Origin of the sequence: Dyadobacter bucti (assembly GCF_005869225.1) — a bacterium.
Classification (GTDB): domain Bacteria; phylum Bacteroidota; class Bacteroidia; order Cytophagales; family Spirosomataceae; genus Dyadobacter; species Dyadobacter bucti.
The window spans coordinates 181,545-197,595 of the sequence record NZ_SWFP01000010.1 but is presented as its reverse complement, the minus strand read 5'-3'; the positions used below and the strand labels follow the sequence as shown (position 1 = coordinate 197,595).

The 16,051-nt window shown below is 44.9% G+C and carries 14 protein-coding genes; 10 read left to right on the top strand and 4 right to left on the bottom strand.

What is annotated here, in order from left to right; translation table 11 throughout:
* The first annotated feature begins 85 nt into the window (after positions 1-85).
* The 3 genes from FBF61_RS28190 (at position 86) to FBF61_RS28180 (ending at position 4,795) form a co-directional block, all read left to right on the top strand.
* On the top strand, positions 86-1,687 hold the full coding sequence (locus FBF61_RS28190) for an amidase (protein WP_138483775.1): 1,602 nt from the start codon (positions 86-88) through the stop codon (positions 1,685-1,687).
* Positions 1,688-1,712: 25 nt separating this feature from the next.
* Positions 1,713-3,425 (top strand): hypothetical protein, encoded by a 1,713-nt coding sequence (locus FBF61_RS28185; protein WP_138483773.1) that lies wholly within the window; start codon positions 1,713-1,715, stop codon positions 3,423-3,425.
* 119 nt (positions 3,426-3,544) lie between these two features.
* Positions 3,545-4,795 (top strand): asparagine synthetase B, encoded by a 1,251-nt coding sequence (locus FBF61_RS28180; protein WP_138483771.1) that lies wholly within the window; start codon positions 3,545-3,547, stop codon positions 4,793-4,795.
* Between the two features lie 339 nt (positions 4,796-5,134).
* On the opposite strand, the gene FBF61_RS28175 is transcribed toward FBF61_RS28180, so the two are convergent.
* The gene (locus tag FBF61_RS28175; RefSeq protein WP_138483769.1) at positions 5,135-6,079 is read right to left on the bottom strand and encodes a helix-turn-helix domain-containing GNAT family N-acetyltransferase; all 945 of its coding nucleotides are present in this window, start codon (positions 6,077-6,079) and stop codon (positions 5,135-5,137) included.
* A 142-nt stretch (positions 6,080-6,221) separates the two neighbouring features.
* Here FBF61_RS28175 and vapB point away from each other — a divergent pair, with 142 nt between their 5' ends.
* Positions 6,222-6,434: a type II toxin-antitoxin system VapB family antitoxin gene (gene vapB / locus FBF61_RS28170; protein WP_138483767.1), complete on the top strand. Its 213-nt coding sequence runs from the start codon at positions 6,222-6,224 to the stop codon at positions 6,432-6,434.
* A complete protein-coding gene (locus FBF61_RS28165; protein WP_138483765.1) occupies positions 6,434-6,829 on the top strand; it encodes a type II toxin-antitoxin system VapC family toxin in 396 nt (131 codons plus the stop codon). The genes vapB and FBF61_RS28165 overlap by 1 nt, the downstream gene beginning before the upstream one ends.
* A 32-nt stretch (positions 6,830-6,861) precedes the next feature.
* Here FBF61_RS28165 and lpxB read toward each other — a convergent pair whose 3' ends face one another.
* The gene (lpxB, locus tag FBF61_RS28160) at positions 6,862-7,974 is read right to left on the bottom strand and encodes a lipid-A-disaccharide synthase (RefSeq protein ID WP_138483763.1); all 1,113 of its coding nucleotides are present in this window, start codon (positions 7,972-7,974) and stop codon (positions 6,862-6,864) included.
* 35 nt (positions 7,975-8,009) lie between these two features.
* Positions 8,010-8,429 carry a 6-pyruvoyl trahydropterin synthase family protein gene (locus FBF61_RS28155; RefSeq protein ID WP_138483761.1) on the bottom strand — a complete coding sequence of 140 codons (420 nt, stop codon included), beginning with the start codon at positions 8,427-8,429 and terminating at the stop codon, positions 8,010-8,012.
* A 188-nt stretch (positions 8,430-8,617) separates the two neighbouring features.
* Here FBF61_RS28155 and rfaD point away from each other — a divergent pair, with 188 nt between their 5' ends.
* From rfaD to FBF61_RS28140, 3 genes are all read left to right on the top strand, one after another.
* Complete coding sequence (gene rfaD / locus FBF61_RS28150; protein WP_138483759.1) at positions 8,618-9,583, top strand: ADP-glyceromanno-heptose 6-epimerase; 966 nt, start codon at positions 8,618-8,620, stop codon at positions 9,581-9,583.
* Positions 9,584-9,765: 182 nt separating this feature from the next.
* The gene (sufB, locus tag FBF61_RS28145; RefSeq protein ID WP_138483757.1) at positions 9,766-11,217 is read left to right on the top strand and encodes a Fe-S cluster assembly protein SufB; all 1,452 of its coding nucleotides are present in this window, start codon (positions 9,766-9,768) and stop codon (positions 11,215-11,217) included.
* Between the two features lie 108 nt (positions 11,218-11,325).
* Positions 11,326-13,596: a monovalent cation:proton antiporter family protein gene (locus tag FBF61_RS28140; RefSeq protein ID WP_138483755.1), complete on the top strand. Its 2,271-nt coding sequence runs from the start codon at positions 11,326-11,328 to the stop codon at positions 13,594-13,596.
* Here FBF61_RS28140 and FBF61_RS28135 read toward each other — a convergent pair.
* Complete coding sequence (locus FBF61_RS28135) at positions 13,579-14,484, bottom strand: 1-aminocyclopropane-1-carboxylate deaminase/D-cysteine desulfhydrase (RefSeq protein WP_166444624.1); 906 nt, start codon at positions 14,482-14,484, stop codon at positions 13,579-13,581. The two genes, FBF61_RS28140 and FBF61_RS28135, sit on opposite strands and share 18 nt — an antisense overlap.
* Positions 14,485-14,525: 41 nt before the next feature.
* Here FBF61_RS28135 and FBF61_RS28130 point away from each other — a divergent pair, with 41 nt between their 5' ends.
* Together FBF61_RS28130 and FBF61_RS28125 are read left to right on the top strand one after the other, a co-directional pair.
* Positions 14,526-15,557, top strand: a complete 1,032-nt coding sequence (locus tag FBF61_RS28130; protein ID WP_138483753.1) for an RluA family pseudouridine synthase — start codon at positions 14,526-14,528, stop codon at positions 15,555-15,557.
* 50 nt (positions 15,558-15,607) lie between these two features.
* Complete coding sequence (locus FBF61_RS28125) at positions 15,608-16,051, top strand: GNAT family N-acetyltransferase (protein WP_138483751.1); 444 nt, start codon at positions 15,608-15,610, stop codon at positions 16,049-16,051.

The window sequence follows — 16,051 nt, the reverse complement described above, 5'->3', positions numbered from 1 at the left end:
GCTTAATGAAAAAACATCCAAAAAGTAAGAACAGGCTTCAAGGTTTTTTATATTGCGCCGGAACATCAACAGCGCCTTGATTCCTATGAAAAGAAGAAACTTTGTTCGCCTTACTTCAGCAGCCGGATTTTCTGCTTTTGTATTGCCCCTTGCCCAATGTCGGGAAAGCAGAGGAAACGAATCCGATGGAGGCAGCGATTTTGAACTATCCGAGCTGACGGTTTCCCAATTGCAGGCAAAAATGAAAAGCGGCGATGTTACCTCCCGATCGGTGACGCAAAGTTATCTTGACCAGATCGCAAGGCTTGATAAAGATGGGCCTATGTTAAATGCTGTGATTGAGATTAATCCCGATGCCCTCAGCATTGCCGACACCCTGGACGAAGAACGAAAAAAAGGAAAACTGCGCGGCCCTATGCATGGTATTCCGGTACTGATCAAAGACAATATCAATACTGCGGACCAAATGCAGACCACCGCCGCAGCTCTTGCCCTGGAAGGTAACATTGCGCAGTCGGACGCCTTTGTTGTGAAACAATTAAGAAATGCGGGAGCTGTTATTTTAGGCAAAACCAACCTCAGCGAATGGGCCAATTTCCGGTCCACGCGGTCCAGCAGCGGATGGAGCAGCCGGGGCGGCCAGACACTGAATCCGTACATACTTGACCGTTCACCATGCGGGTCGAGCTCAGGATCGGGCGTGGCGGTAGCCGCGAACCTTTGCGCAGTGTCAGTAGGAACTGAAACAAACGGTTCGATTGCCTGCCCGGCGTCCATGAACAGCATTGTCGGCATCAAACCAACCGTAGGCCTGGTGAGTCGCTCAGGCATTATACCGATATCTAAAACCCAGGATACAGCAGGGCCATTTGGCAGGACTGTTGCTGATGCGGCCATGCTGCTGGGTGCAATGACAGGACGCGACCCCGAAGATGCTGCAACCAGCGATACTCCGGCTAAAACCCCAACAGATTACGCCGTATATCTCGACCCTGACGGCCTAAAAGGCAAGCGGATCGGAGTTGAAAAAGATTTTTTGAACGAGCACGAAAGGGTGGACGTGCTTTTTAAGCATGCAATCGATCAGATGAAAAAGCTAGGGGCGATTGTGATAGAGGTCGACTATATGAAAACCCAGGATCTCGGCGATGCAGAATCCACGTTGCTTCAATATGAGTTCAAAGATGGCGTGAACGCCTATTTGTCCAAATCGAACGCCAAAGTAAAATCGCTGGACGATGTTATTGCATTTAACAAAAATCATGAGGACCGAGTCATGCCGGCATTCAGGCAAGAGCTGTTGGAAATAGCTACTGCCAAAGGGAACCTGGATAGCAAAGAGTATAAGGAAGCATTGCTAAAGATCCTGAATGTCAGAAAACTTCTTGCGGCTGAATTTGAAAAAAATAAACTGGACGCACTTTGCGGACCTGCCACAGGCCCGTCCTGGTGCATTGATCCGGTAAATGGCGATTTCTGGACAGGTTACGGCTCTTATGGCCCCGCCGCAGTTTCCGGATTTCCATCCATCACAGTTCCCATGGGCTATGTCAATGAAATACCCATCGGTATTTCATTTCTTGGACGGGCCTACGATGAACCGGGATTGATCAGTATTGCTTATGCCTACGAACAAGTTTCAAAAAACAGAAAAGCGCCGCGTTTTCTAAAATCGGTAAAACTGTAAAACTGAAAATAATCCCTAAACCTTTATGGATAGAAGAAAGTTTGTTAAAAATAGTTCCGCTGCCCTTTGTATTGCACCTGCGTTGAAATGGCCTGGTATTTTTCCCAAAAAGACAACAGAACAAAAAATGCCTGACTGGCTTGTTGCGCTGGTTAAACGCAATGATCTCGGGGTAGAATCCCTCCTGACTTACCAGATAAAAAACTCCGGAAGCCCGGATTTGGGCGGCGTGAAGGACGGTTTTGATATACTTAATCCACATAGTACCGCTGCGCTGATTCAGTCGGGCGCCTGGGCAGTTTTTTCTCCTGATTCAAAATTTTTCAGGTCGGCAGGACTGCTTGCCGACATGAACCTGGCCACGAAATATCTGGTCAAAACCCAGCATGCCGATGGCACCATTGACCTTTTGTCGACCAATTTCCACTCTACTCCTGATACCGGATTTTTGGTAAAAAGGCTGGCGATGGCTTACACCTTGATTGAAAAGTCAGGAACACCGGGAACGGATGCTATTCTGCCAAATCTGAAAACATTTCTGCTACACGGAGGCGAAGCACTCAGTAAGGGAGGTATTCATACGCCCAATCACCGCTGGGTGGTGTGCGCAGCACTTACCAAACTCAATGAACTCTGGCCGCACAAAAAATATACCGACCGCATTTCAGAATGGCTTGGAGAGCATATCGATATAGACCGGGACGGGCAGTTTAATGAGAAAAGCACGTTCATATATTCTTCCCTCACAGACCGCCTCTTGATTACCATTGCCAAAGGACTTAAAAAACCCGAACTGCTGGAAGTCGTAAGAAAAAACCTGAATATGACGATGTATTATGTACATCCAAACGGCGAAATTGTCACGGATGCATCGGGACGGCAGGACAAAGCGGTGATCGGGACGCTTGAAAACTATTACTATCCGTACAGATACCTGGCATTGCTGGACCGGAACGGGGAGTACGCGGCTATGTGTGACCTTATTGAAAAAACAGCGGGCCCTAAAATCGGGGGTTTTCTGGATTATTTTCTTACCGACCCTACCTTATGGGCCGACTTACCCAGCCGAAGTGCCTTACCGATCGATTATGTGAAGACATTTTCAAATTCCGGTCTTGTACGTATCCGCAGAAATAACCGGGATTGCACGCTTATCGCCAACAATCCGGTTTGGTTTACATTCATGAAAGGCGAGGCAGTTTTACAAGGTATGCGGTTTGCGACATCTTTTTTCGGCAAAGGTCAATTTCAATCCGAAAAAATAACCGAAAACGGTAAGAGCTGGGAATTGACACAAAAACTGGAAGGCCCTTATTTTCAGCCTTATCCCAAAGACTCCATCGATCCCGACGGAGACTGGGAGAAAATGCCAAGGGCAAACCGTCCGCAAAGTGAAATTCAGACACTGGAAACCAAAATATCGATCCGGGAAACAAATGACGGGATGGAAGTTGAAATCTCGACGACCGGAACAGAGCGCGTACCATTTGCCGTAGAGCTGATTTTCCGTCCGGGCGGTACACTACAGGAAGCTGCAAAGATTGAGAACAGCAAGGATTCCTGGTTATTGAAGGAAGGCAACGGCAAGTACAGTTTCAAAAATGACACCATCACTTTTGGCCCTGGCGTGGCATTGCACAAAAACATTGCATTAAGGGGTTCCCTACCTGCGATGGACGCTCCCTCCGTGTACCTGACAGGATTTACACCCGTGAAGCACGTCATTAAGTTTTCCTGAAAATCTCATAAAAAAACAAATAAAACAACCTCACTACCAATGGTATAATATCAGTTTATTGATTAAATTTGATTTCCCTCCCCCTGCAATACAGCTTCAGATTTTAAACATCTACCTATATGCTGAAAAGGGTTATACCATTCATACTGGTTCTTGTTTCGCATCATTGTTTTGCGAACACCATTCTTATCCCGATGGATCAGGCGCAGACCAATCATCTGAAAGCTTATGGCTTGTCATATATGTTGCTCAAAGGTGACATTGAAGTGGAATGGCTGCTCAATTACAGGGGAGGCAGCTTTATGGTCCAATACAGCAAGACCATCGAAAACGAATGTAAACTGCGGGCAGTTTCTTATGAGGTACTCTCAGAGGCGGACCGGCAGCAGATCGTGGCAAATATCGGGAACCCCAATGTGAATATGGATGTGGTAAAACTTTTTAAGGCGGCCAAAATCGCTGTTTACTCACCCATCAAGATCAGCCCGGCCGAATTTGAGAATACCGATGCGGTGCTGCTGGTGTTAAAATATGCAGAAATTCCGTTCGATGTGATTTACGACGAGGAGATCCTGAAAGGTGAATTACCCAAATACGACTGGCTGCATTTGCACCACGAAGATTTTACGGGACAGTTTGGCAAGAATCTCAGGCGGACTACCCAAACAGATATCAAAGCCCAGGAAGCCATAGCGAACCGGTTTGGCTACGCAAAAGTGTCCAACATGAAACTGGCGGTAGCCAAGCTGATCAAAGAATTCTGCGCCGGAGGCGGCTTTTTGTTTGCAATGTGCTCAGGAGCGGAAACTTTCGATATCGCGCTGGCTGCCGAAGGAGTTGATATTGTTGAAAATCTGGATGGTGACGGGGTTGATCCCGACGCACAGTCCAAGCTTGATTTTGATAAAACCTTTGCCTTCTACAATTTCAAATTGCAGCTGGATGAATATGAAGGCATGAATTTCTCGGATATCAATTCGTCGAATGGCAGGTTTCGCGGCTGGGATAGCAACGAATATTTTTCATTGTTCGATTTCTCTGCCAAGTGGGATGTTATACCGGCGATGCTCGTTCAAAACCATGAGCACCTGATCAAGGAATTCATGGGGCAAACCACTGCATTTTCAAAGTATACCGTAAAACCCAGCGTACTGGTAATGGGAACCAGCACATCTTCGGACCGCTATATATATGGCGAACTCGGTCGTGGCCAATGGACTTTTTATGGTGGCCATGATCCGGAGGGACGGGGCGGCGGTGGACGAAGAATGCCCACCGACCTGAATTTGTACCCTAACTCCCCTGGTTATCGCCTGATTTTGAATAATGTTCTGTTTCCGTCTGCCCGGAAGAAGAAAAGGAAGACTTGACGGGCGCTGTCGGCCGTCAGCTATCGCCTATCGGCTATCTTATTTGTAAGGTTTTTCTTTCGTAACGGCAAAGTCACCCCTTCGGGGTTGAATCCGGTTTGGTTTATCTTTTCTACAATAATTTCAGCCCATCAGGCTTTTGTTGCGGTTGCGTCCTAATCTTGAGCGGATATAATTATTTTTGTTCTATAAGAATTTCAGCCCTTCAGACTCTTGTTGCGGTTGCGTCCCAATCCCGAAGGGATGCAATTATTCTAGAAAAATGATTTCGAACAAAGCAATTAAACCCCGCAGGGGTGACATTATCAACGGGTAGGCTCAGAATCGGCAATTGCTATATTACAAATCCAGCTCCATTTTGATGTCGGCGCGTTTGTAATCCTGGCCGATCAGCGGGACTTCTATGAAACCTAGCTTTTTGTACAGATTGATTCCTGCGGCCGAGCCTTTTTTGTTTGAAAACAGAATCATTTTTTTCGCTCCCAGGTCTTTCGCTTTCTGAATGACAGCCCTGCCCAGCAAGTCACCGATCTTTTTACCTCTCATTTTTTTCGAGACCGTCATTTTACTCATCTCCATAACATCCGGACTGACTTTTTTTAAAGCGCACGTTCCGACAGGTTCATCATGGTATAAAGTGATCAAAATAGCCCCGCCCTCATTCAGATAGTACTTTTCGGGATCATTCAGTACTTTCTCATCTTCCTCTTCAACCTCATAGGTTTCGGATATCCACGAAAAATTCAGGTCGTAAAAAGCCTGGGCATATTCCGGGGCATATTCTACAATCCGGACAGCTGAATCCGTTTCCTGCTGGCTGATGCGCTGGTAGCGATCGAAGAAGCCCTCCTTTTTTAACTGGTATTCCATTTCGTCCATAGCGAGTAATAAATTATTGGCTGTATCTGCCATTTCTTCAACCGTCTGTTTCATTTTATTCCAGACAGGCTGCATCTCTTCTACGAGGTTTTTCGCTTGCGGGGTCAGGCGGACCATTCTTTTCCGCTCATCTTTCTCATTTTTGAAAGATTCGATCAGTTCTTTTTTCTCCAATTCTTTTAGCAAACTGATCGTGGAAGGATGCGCGTATCCTATTTCCTCCGACAATTCCAGAATACTTAGCGTCGATTTCAGATGAAGCGCGTAAATAACCGGAAACCATTTGGGTTCAAAATCAATGTTATTTGACTGATAAACCAAAATACCATCTTTCCTGAACTGCTCGCTCAGCCGCTGCAACCGCGTCGAAACCGAAAGTCCGCCCGCTTCATTAAAAATGTTCATAGCCTAATCTGAATGTCAGAATAAATTAATGTTCAAATATACGTAGATGACTACATATATGCAAAGTATAGAATATGGGAATTTTACGTTGTTGGGTAAAAGCGGAAAGTTTTAGTTATTTTTGATAATAATCTTTTAAAAAATGACAGAAAAAGCCATTTTATCGGAAATTCATTTGCTTCCGGAAAACCTGAAACTGGAGGTGCTGCATTTTATTTCTTTTTTAAAAAGCGAACACGGTGCGCAAAAAGTTGAAAAACCCGGAGGCAATCGTGTTTTTGGCAGAACAAAAGGAAAGTATAAGATGTCGCCTGATTTTGACGCGCCTTTGGATGATTTTAAAGACTATATGTAATGAGATACATTATTGACACACACACATTTCTATGGTTTAATGAAGGATCTGATCAGTTAAGCAAGCTATCCAGAAAAATTATTGAAGATCAGAATAATGAGATCTTCGTTAGCATTGCAAGTCTGTGGGAGATTTCGATCAAAACTGCGTTAAAGAAGCTTGAAATTTCCGGAAGCTATGAGTCCGTACTTGATGATTTGGTTCAGGCGAATATCGAGATTTTACCAATTAACTTCCTCCACACGGTTTATCAGCACAAGCTTCCACTATATCACAAAGACCCGTTCGACCGGATCATAGTCTCGCAGGCACTAGGCGAAAAACTTGACCTGCTGAGCGGGGACCAGATTCTTGATAGCTACTTCGATGAATATCCCGTGAAACGAATCTGGTAGAAAAGAATAACTTGGCTCCGCGGAGCCTCATATTACACACCAAGATACTTCACAATCAAATTCCCGGTACGCCCGGAGGCTCCGGGGCCACCTACCAGCTGGTGCAGGTTTACATAATCCTGCAATTGAATCTCTCTCCCAGCTCCCCCGAGTAAAATTTTAGCGAGTTCTTCAACAATCCGCTTTTCACTGAATTCATCCTGGATCAGCTCCTTTACAACTTCTTTTTCCATGATCAGGTTAACCAGTGAAATAAAAGGGACGCGGATCAGGCGTTTGGCTACTGCATAGGAAAAACCGCTGGTCTTATAACAAACGACTTCGGGAACATTAAAAAGTGCTGTTTCTAAGGTAGCCGTACCTGAGGCAACCAACGCAGCCTCTGCTACCGAAAGCAGATCGTAAGTGGCTTCATAAACAATATTTACATTTTGGTTGTCGCTATACCTCGCATACAACTCAGAAGGAAGGTTTCTCACTCCGGCAATAACGAACTGATGCTCCGGAAAATGCGGCTGAACTGTGAGCATCAGGTCAAGCATCCCGATAATTTCCTGACGACGGCTTCCCGGAAGCAACGCGATTATGGGTTTGCCGACGTCCAACTGATTTTTTTGTTTAAAATCAGGATCGGGCCTGAAATTGGCAATGGCATCCATTAACGGATTGCCGACGTAATCGACTTTAAAATCGAATTTTTTATAAAAATCGACTTCAAACGGAAAGATCACAAACATGTGATCAACGTTCTGTTTGATTTTTAAAGCACGTTTCTGGTTCCACGCCCAGACTTTTGGCGAAATATAGTAAAATACCTTTAGGCCTTTTGCCTTGGCAAATGATGCAATACGGAGATTGAAGCCAGGATAATCGATCAATACCAGCGCGTCGGGCTGATATTCCAGGATATCCTTTTTGCACTTTTTGAGAAAACCTGAGATTTTGTGAAGATTAAGGATCACTTCCAGGAAGCCCATGAAAGCCGTATCCTTATAATGGGTAACCAGTTCCAGTCCTTCCGCCGCCATCATATCACCTCCCCAGCCGCGAAACTGAGCATCCTGGTCATTTTCCCTGATTCCTTTGATAAGATTGGAACCATGGAGATCCCCCGACCGCTCGCCGGCAATGAGGTAATATTTCATATAGGAGCAGGAATAGCTTTAATAAAGACGAAGATCTATTCGCCGTAGTACTCTACAAAATTCTTGGGCGTTTCCACCAGTTTGATGTAATGCAGCTGCGCATTAGGAGCCTCATCGACGATTGCAGGGGCCAGTATATTCCAGATCTCCATCACGAATATTTCGCAGGATGCCATTTTCCCTGCCATGAAATCCACGTCCAGGTTCAGGTTCTTATGATCAACCTTGTCTACTATCTTTTCCTTCACCAGGTTACCTAGTACTTTGAGATCTATTACAAAACCAGTATCAGGGTCGGGTTTTCCTTTTACGGTAACAATCAGCTCAAAATTATGTCCATGCCAGTTGTTGTTGGCGCATGGACCAAACACTTCCTGGTTCTTTTCATCAGACCACGCGGGGTTAAAAAGCCGGTGGGCTGCGTTGAAATGCTCTTTTCTTGTTACGTAAATCATAATATGTATTCGCCTTACTAATTAGGATGCAAAATTACATCTTGTATCCGTAGTTTTGCAGGTAAACATGCGGATAACTAAAAAAAATCCTATTCAGAACAAAAATATAAGAGTAGATTGAAAGAATCCGGTACTCTTATCTGGCATTCTTTTTACAGTTTAACCTCTTTAAACAAATAATCTCTCCCATGATTATCGTAACAGGTGCAGCCGGATTTATTGGCAGCGGACTCATCAGCCGCCTCAATAAAGATGGCTTTCAGAACATTATTGCAGTGGATGATTTTTCCAAAATTGACAAAGCGGAAAATCTCGAAGGAAAAACAATCAAAGAAAAAGTAGAGCGGGTATCGCTTTTCGACTGGCTCGACCAGAACAACCGCGATGTTGAATTTATCTTTCACATTGGCGCCCGCACAGACACTACCGAGTTCGACAAAGAAATTTTTGATCAGCTCAATGTAAATTATTCCAAACAGATCTGGGAAAAATGTGTGGCCTATCAGATTCCTCTGGTGTACGCATCTTCAGCGGCTACTTATGGCTTGGGAGAGAATGGATATGACGACAATGAGTCTACCATTTCTCAACTCAAACCGCTGAACCCTTACGGCGACTCCAAAAATGAATTTGATATCTGGGCTTTACAGCAGGAAAAAAAACCGTTTTTCTGGGCAGGGCTGAAATTTTTCAACGTATATGGCCCTAATGAGTACCATAAGGGAAGAATGGCATCTGTGATTTTTCACGCGCATAACCAGATCAAAAAAACGGGCAGCATGAAATTGTTCCGTTCGCACAATCCTGATTTTAAGGACGGTGAACAAATGCGGGATTTCATTTATGTAAAAGACCTGATCGACGTATGCATATTCTTCATGCATCACCGCAAAAATTCAGGGATTTACAACCTCGGCAGCGGAAAGGCGCGCACTTTTAAAGACCTGGTGACGAACACTTTTGTTGCGATGGGTATCACGCCGGATATTTCGTTTGTGGACACCCCAGCAGACATCCGGGACAAATACCAGTATTTTACCCAGGCCAACATGAGCAAGCTGCGCTCCGTCGGCTATACCCGGCCGTTTTCTACGCTTGAAGAGGGAATCGATGATTATGTAAAAAATTACCTTTCCTCAGGAGCTTACCTTTAGGCTGTTTCCAACTATAAAATCCCCTCAGCCGGAACCAGCTAGCTTGGTTTCCGGCTGAGGGGATTTATCATCTAGCACGGATTTGTCGCCAATTTTCCGTATTTTTACCCTTCGCATTAAACTCAATCCCATTTCTCTGTGTTACAGTACCAACGGATACACAGTGTGATAATAATACGAATATGAGCAAAGAAGATGAATTGTTGGAGGAAATCACCAGTTCGGAATACAAATATGGATTTGTAACTGATATTGAAGCGGATGAAGCCCCCGCGGGCCTCAGTGACGATATTGTAAGGTTTATCTCCGCTAAAAAAAATGAACCGGAATGGATGCTGGAATGGCGACTGAAAGCCTATCATATGTGGCTTGGCATGACCGAGCCCAAGTGGCCGAATGTTCATTATCCCAAAATTGATTTTCAGGAAATCAAATACTACTCAGCTCCGAAAAAGAAAAAAACGGTCGAAAGTATCGATGATATCGATCCTGAACTTCGTAATACTTTCGAGCGGCTGGGCATTTCTCTGAACGAGCAAAAGCGTCTTTCGGGTGTACCTATTGCCGTTGATGCGGTAATGGACTCAGAATCGGTATTTACGACCTTCAAGGAAACATTAAAGGAAAAGGGGATCATATTCTGCTCTATCAGCGAGGCAATCCGCGAACATCCTGATCTTGTAAAAAAATACCTGGGTTCAGTTGTTCCCCCAAAAGACAACTACTATGCTGCCCTTAACTCGGCAGTTTTTTCGGACGGGTCTTTCGTCTATATTCCCAAAGGGGTACGTTGCCCGATGGAGCTCTCTACCTATTTCCGTATTAATGCTGCGGGAACAGGGCAGTTTGAGCGTACGCTGATCGTCGGTGATGCAGACAGCCACGTAAGTTACCTGGAAGGATGTACTGCTCCTATGCGGGACGAAAATCAATTGCATGCCGCTGTGGTCGAGATTTTTGCGCATGAAAATGCAAACGTCAAATATTCGACGGTTCAGAACTGGTATCCCGGCGATAAAGACGGCAAAGGTGGGATCTATAACTTTGTAACCAAACGCGGCATTTGCGATGGAGCGGGCTCCAAGATTTCCTGGACACAAGTAGAGACCGGTTCAGCGATTACCTGGAAATATCCTTCCGTGATCCTGAAAGGCGATAATTCAATCGGCGAGTTCTATTCTGTGGCTGTAACCAACAATATGCAGCAGGCAGATACCGGTACCAAGATGATCCACATTGGAAAAAACACCAAAAGCCGGATCGTTTCAAAAGGTATCTCCGCCGGCAAAAGCCAGAATTCTTACAGAGGCTTGGTGCAGGTATTTAAACGAGCTGAAAAAGCCCGCAACTTCTCCCAGTGCGACTCACTTTTGCTTGGGGACAAATGCGGCGCCCATACATTCCCATATATCGAGGTGAGTAATCCGTCGGCAACAGTGGAGCATGAGGCGACCACTTCGAAAATCGGTGAAGACATACTTTTCTATTGCAACCAGCGTGGCATACCTACGGAACAAGCGGTGGCTTTGATCGTAAATGGCTACGCAAAAGAGGTACTGAATCAGCTTCCGATGGAATTTGCCGTTGAGGCTCAAAAGTTACTGGAAATCAGCCTGGAAGGCAGCGTTGGCTGACAAGCGTTATTAAGTTTTATTCCAAGATATGCAAAAAAGCCTTTGATTCGTCGAAGGTTTTTTGTATTTTAATGCATATCTGCTTGTGTATCAACCCTAAACCCTTTTATGGCTCACGTTCCACAATTAATTGTTGATCTCTCTTTAATCCTCACCATTGCGGGTGTAATCACCCTTATTTTTAAAAAATTAAAACAGCCTATAGTTCTCGGTTACATTTTAGCCGGACTATTGGTAGGTCCCAACTTTAAGTTATTCCCGACGATTACCGACATCAAAACGATCGAAATATGGGCCGAGATCGGGGTGATATTTTTGTTGTTCAACCTGGGTCTTGAATTCAGTTTTAAAAAGCTCGTCAAAGTTGGAAACACCGCTGCAATAACCGGTCTTTTTGAAGTGTCGCTCATGCTAGTTGCCGGTTTCACCACCGGCCAGCTGTTGGGATGGAGCAAAATAGACAGTCTGTTCCTAGGAGGTATCATTGCGATTTCCTCCACTACGATCATTTTCCGTGCTTTTGATGAATTGGGATTGAAAACACAGCAATTCACCAAGATCGTTTTAGGGATTCTGGTCATAGAAGATCTAACTGCTGTTTTGTTAATGGTCTTGCTTTCCACATTATCAATCAGCCAGCAGTTTGCAGGTTTCGAACTGCTGCAATCCATATTAAAGTTGTTCTTTTTCCTAACGCTGTGGTTCCTCGGCGGGATTTTCCTGTTCCCTACATTGTTACGACGTTATCGCAACCTGATGAACGATGAAAGTGTGTTGATCACTTCAGTCGCTCTATGCTTCGGAATGGTGTTTTTGGTAACACAGGCTGGATTCTCTGCCGCATTAGGGGCGTTCATCATGGGTTCCATTTTAGCGGAAACTACCCATGCCGAAAAAATAGAGCATTTGCTTAAACCTCTTAAAGACCTCTTCGGGGCAGTATTTTTTATTTCAGTGGGAATGCTGATCAACCCTAGCCTGCTGATGGAATATGCCGTACCTACCGCTATTCTGGTGTTGGTTGTGATTATTGGTAAAACAGCGTTTGTCAGTATCGGTGCGGTTATTTCGGGACAACCCCTGAAAAAATCGATTCAATCGGGAATGAGCTTATCGCAGATCGGAGAATTTTCCTTCATTATCGCGAACCTCGGATTATCCCTGAAAGTGACTAGCGAATTCCTATATCCTATTGCAGTTGGGGTTTCGGTGATTACTACGTTCACCACGCCTTATATGATGAAAGCATCCGAACCGTTTTACAACCTGATCAATAAGATTTTACCCGAAAAATGGCGGCACTACCTTAATCGCTACAGTTCCAGCACCGGCACTATCGCACAAACCACACACTGGAACCAAATCCTGAAAGGTTATGCTCAGACAGTGATATTGAACTCAGTTGTTGTTATTGCAATTACACTCGCGGCCTCCCGACAGCTCGCGGATCAGCTGCATACCCGCGTTCCGGAAACTTTTATCACCAATTCCGTTTTATTTGGCATTACCTTCCTATTGATATCCCCATTTCTCTGGGCGCTGATCTTCAAAAGATCAAACACGAAAGCATACTCCGCGATCTGGCTGAGCCGAAAATATAGCCGCGGGCCGCTGCTGATGTTAGAGCTTTCCAGGGTTCTGATCGCCATCATATTAATGGGTTTTTTACTTATTTCTTTCTTTTCCACGCCTACGGCCCTCGGTGTCGCAGCAGGAATAATGGTGTTGGGATTTGCGATATTTTATCAAAGACTCCAGAACTTCTACGATCGCATCGAAACCCGTTTTTTGCAAAATCTGAATGCCCGTCAGCTGGAAGGGAGTGGGAAATCCAAAAAGCTTCTCTTGCCGTGGGATGCCCATTTTGCCTTCCTGGAAGTAAGTGCCGACTCCAATCTCATCGGTAAAACTTTGCGGGAATTGTCAATACGTGAGAATTTTGGAATTAACGTAGTGCTTATTGAGCGCGGAAGCAGCACTATTTATCTACCTCGTCCGACGGAAGTTTTATATCCCTGTGATCGTATAGAAGTAATAGGGACGGATGATCAGCTGGAAGTATTCCGGGGACATGTGGAAATCAGCACCAGCGGCGATGTTTATATGGCGCATGAGGATAGCATTGTGCTGGAGCGTATCGAGGTAAAAAACGAGTACAACATCCGTGGCAAAAGCATCAGAAATTCCGGAATACGTGAAAAAACGCACGGTATGATCGTCGGTCTGGAACGCCAGGGAGAGCGAATCCTAAATCCGGATTCCTCGCTGATCATCGAGAATGATGATGTCCTCTGGATAGCTGGCGAACGGGACCTGATCAAGGACTTTGTTAATACAAAAAACGCAAACAGTGACGGCGAGTTATCTCCCGTCTCCTGATAGCAAACCCTGCAGTCCACCGGTATGCACAGCCACGATGATACTTCCTCTTGGAAAAAAATCCCTGCGTATCAGGTCAAAAAGTCCGAAGAACATTTTGGCTGTATAGACCTGTTCCAATTGGATACCATAATTGTTTTTGAATTGGTCCATAAATTCAAGAAGCTCTGGTTTCACCTTTGCATAACCTCCAAAATGGTAATCTGTAAATAACGACAGATTACCATTTCGACCATGCGGTTTTATCAGATCATGGATGTCGTTTTCAAGAAATCCGCCACCTTTAAGTGCTGAAAAAGCAAGGACATTTGCACCCGATGATAAAATTCCTGCTGCGGTCCCTCCTGTACCTGCCGCTACTGCGTAATAGTCCGGAGACTTGCGCAGCTGCTTTTCAACCTCCAGTACCATTTCTCCGACACCTTGCAGAGCCAGTTCAGAAGTTCCTCCTTCCGGGATAATAAAAGGATGACCAAATTTTCCGGCGATTTCCCTCAGATGTTCTTCAGAATTCCTGAGTCTGTATTCTTGCCTGGAAACAAAATGCAGGCTCATATTCTGCTCCCTGCAAAATCTTAATGTCGGTGTCTCATTTTGCCCATAATCTTCTCCCCTTACTATTCCGATCGTCTTAAAACCCATAGCATTGCCAGCGGCGGCCGTGGCAAACAAATGGTTGGAAAAAGCCCCGCCAAATGTCAATAACGTAGTCTCGTTTTGTTTCCCGGCTTGCAGAAGATTGTACTTGAGCTTACGCCATTTATTTCCCGATACCGTTGGATGGATCAGGTCGTCTCTTTTGATGTAGAGCTTTATGCCCGACTTTTCTATCAGTTCGCCGGAAAGCTCATGCAGAGGGGTAGGAAGTAAAGAACCGGGTAAGTCCACTAATTTTGATAATTTTGTTAACAGTCAATCAAGATTAAAAAATGTCCGAAGACAATTTAGAGATTACATCTGAAGAAGATGACTTATTTGAACATTACAGAATCGTCGCCGACAAAGGTCAGGGTTTGATAAGATTGGATAAATACCTGAGTCTCCATGTAGCCAATGCATCACGCACAAAAATACAAAATGGGATCGAAGCAGAGGCCGTAAAAGTAAACGGGCAGCCCACAAAAGCAAGTTACAAGGTAAAGCCGCTTGATGTTGTTACCCTTTCGCTTCCCCAGCCTCCCCGTGACAACGAGATCATCCCGGAAAATCTTACGCTGGACATTATTTATGAAGATGATGTGCTACTGATCGTGAACAAACCTACGGGCATGGTCGTGCATCCCGCGTTCGGAAACTGGACCGGTACTTTAATAAATGGTCTGGTATATCACTTTCAGCAGCTACCAACCGGCCGAAACGGAGAAGGGCGTCCTGGCCTGGTTCACAGGATCGATAAAGACACCTCAGGACTTCTGGTAATCGCCAAGACAGAATTTGCTATGACCTTTCTGGCCAAACAGTTTTCAGACCATAGCATCGAGAGAACCTACTACGCACTCATTTGGGGCGAACCCAAACAGGAACAGGGCACCATAACGGGCAACATTGGGAGAAGTGCGAAAGACAGGCGGGTAATGGACATCTTTGAAGACGGTAGCCAGGGCAAACATGCTGTTACGCATTACAAAGTGGTCAAACCGCTGAGATACGTTTCACTGATACAATGTAATCTTGAAACAGGGAGAACACATCAGATCAGAGCACACATGCAACACATCGGGCATCCGATTTTTAACGATACTGTTTATGGGGGCGATAAAATACTCAGGGGCACTTCAAGCGGAAGTTACAAGAGCATGGTAGAAAACTGCTTTACCTTGCTGCCAGGGCAAGCACTTCATGCCAAATCACTTGGTTTTATACATCCTTCCACGAGACAATGGATTCAGTTTGATACTGATTTACCACCCAATTTTACGGCTATTCTGGAAAAATGGGAAAACTACGTAAACTATCAGTAGGAAATAGTATATTCTATTCTCTTAAATGTTTTAATGTTAAAAACCGCTTTATGAATTTCTCGACCCGACAAGGAACACTGGAAGACATCCCCTCCATTTTTGAACTGGTAAAAGAATTAGCTATCTACGAAAGGGCGTTGAACCAGGTAACCAATAACATTGAAAAAATGACCCGCGACTATAACGAAAAACTGTTTGATTTTTTCGTTGCCGAGGCTGACTCCAAAATCATAGGTATGTCGCTGTACTATTTCCGCTACTCCACCTGGAAGGGAAAAAGATTGTATATGGAGGATATTGTGGTCACAGAATCCATGCGCGGCAATGGTATCGGCAAAATTCTGTTTGATGCCACAGTTGCTGCCGCAAAACGAACGGGGTGTACAGGAATGCTGTGGCAGGTACTGGACTGGAATACCTCCGCTGTCGGATTTTACCGTAAGTACGGCACTAATTTCGATAATGAATGGATCAATTGCAGCCTGGATTTTTAG

Bases quoted from the DNA above. Each gene is read 5' to 3' on its own strand.
- FBF61_RS28190 (WP_138483775.1), top strand. From the start codon at position 86: ATGAAAAGAAGAAACTTTGTTCGCCTTACTTCAGCAGCCGGATTTTCT.
- FBF61_RS28185 (WP_138483773.1), top strand. From the start codon at position 1,713: ATGGATAGAAGAAAGTTTGTTAAAAATAGTTCCGCTGCCCTTTGTATT.
- FBF61_RS28180 (WP_138483771.1), top strand. From the start codon at position 3,545: ATGCTGAAAAGGGTTATACCATTCATACTGGTTCTTGTTTCGCATCAT.
- FBF61_RS28175 (WP_138483769.1), bottom strand. From the start codon at position 6,079: ATGAACATTTTTAATGAAGCGGGCGGACTTTCGGTTTCGACGCGGTTG.
- vapB (WP_138483767.1), top strand. From the start codon at position 6,222: ATGACAGAAAAAGCCATTTTATCGGAAATTCATTTGCTTCCGGAAAAC.
- FBF61_RS28165 (WP_138483765.1), top strand. From the start codon at position 6,434: ATGAGATACATTATTGACACACACACATTTCTATGGTTTAATGAAGGA.
- lpxB (WP_138483763.1), bottom strand. From the start codon at position 7,974: ATGAAATATTACCTCATTGCCGGCGAGCGGTCGGGGGATCTCCATGGT.
- FBF61_RS28155 (WP_138483761.1), bottom strand. From the start codon at position 8,429: ATGATTTACGTAACAAGAAAAGAGCATTTCAACGCAGCCCACCGGCTT.
- rfaD (WP_138483759.1), top strand. From the start codon at position 8,618: ATGATTATCGTAACAGGTGCAGCCGGATTTATTGGCAGCGGACTCATC.
- sufB (WP_138483757.1), top strand. From the start codon at position 9,766: ATGAGCAAAGAAGATGAATTGTTGGAGGAAATCACCAGTTCGGAATAC.
- FBF61_RS28140 (WP_138483755.1), top strand. From the start codon at position 11,326: ATGGCTCACGTTCCACAATTAATTGTTGATCTCTCTTTAATCCTCACC.
- FBF61_RS28130 (WP_138483753.1), top strand. From the start codon at position 14,526: ATGTCCGAAGACAATTTAGAGATTACATCTGAAGAAGATGACTTATTT.
- FBF61_RS28125 (WP_138483751.1), top strand. From the start codon at position 15,608: ATGAATTTCTCGACCCGACAAGGAACACTGGAAGACATCCCCTCCATT.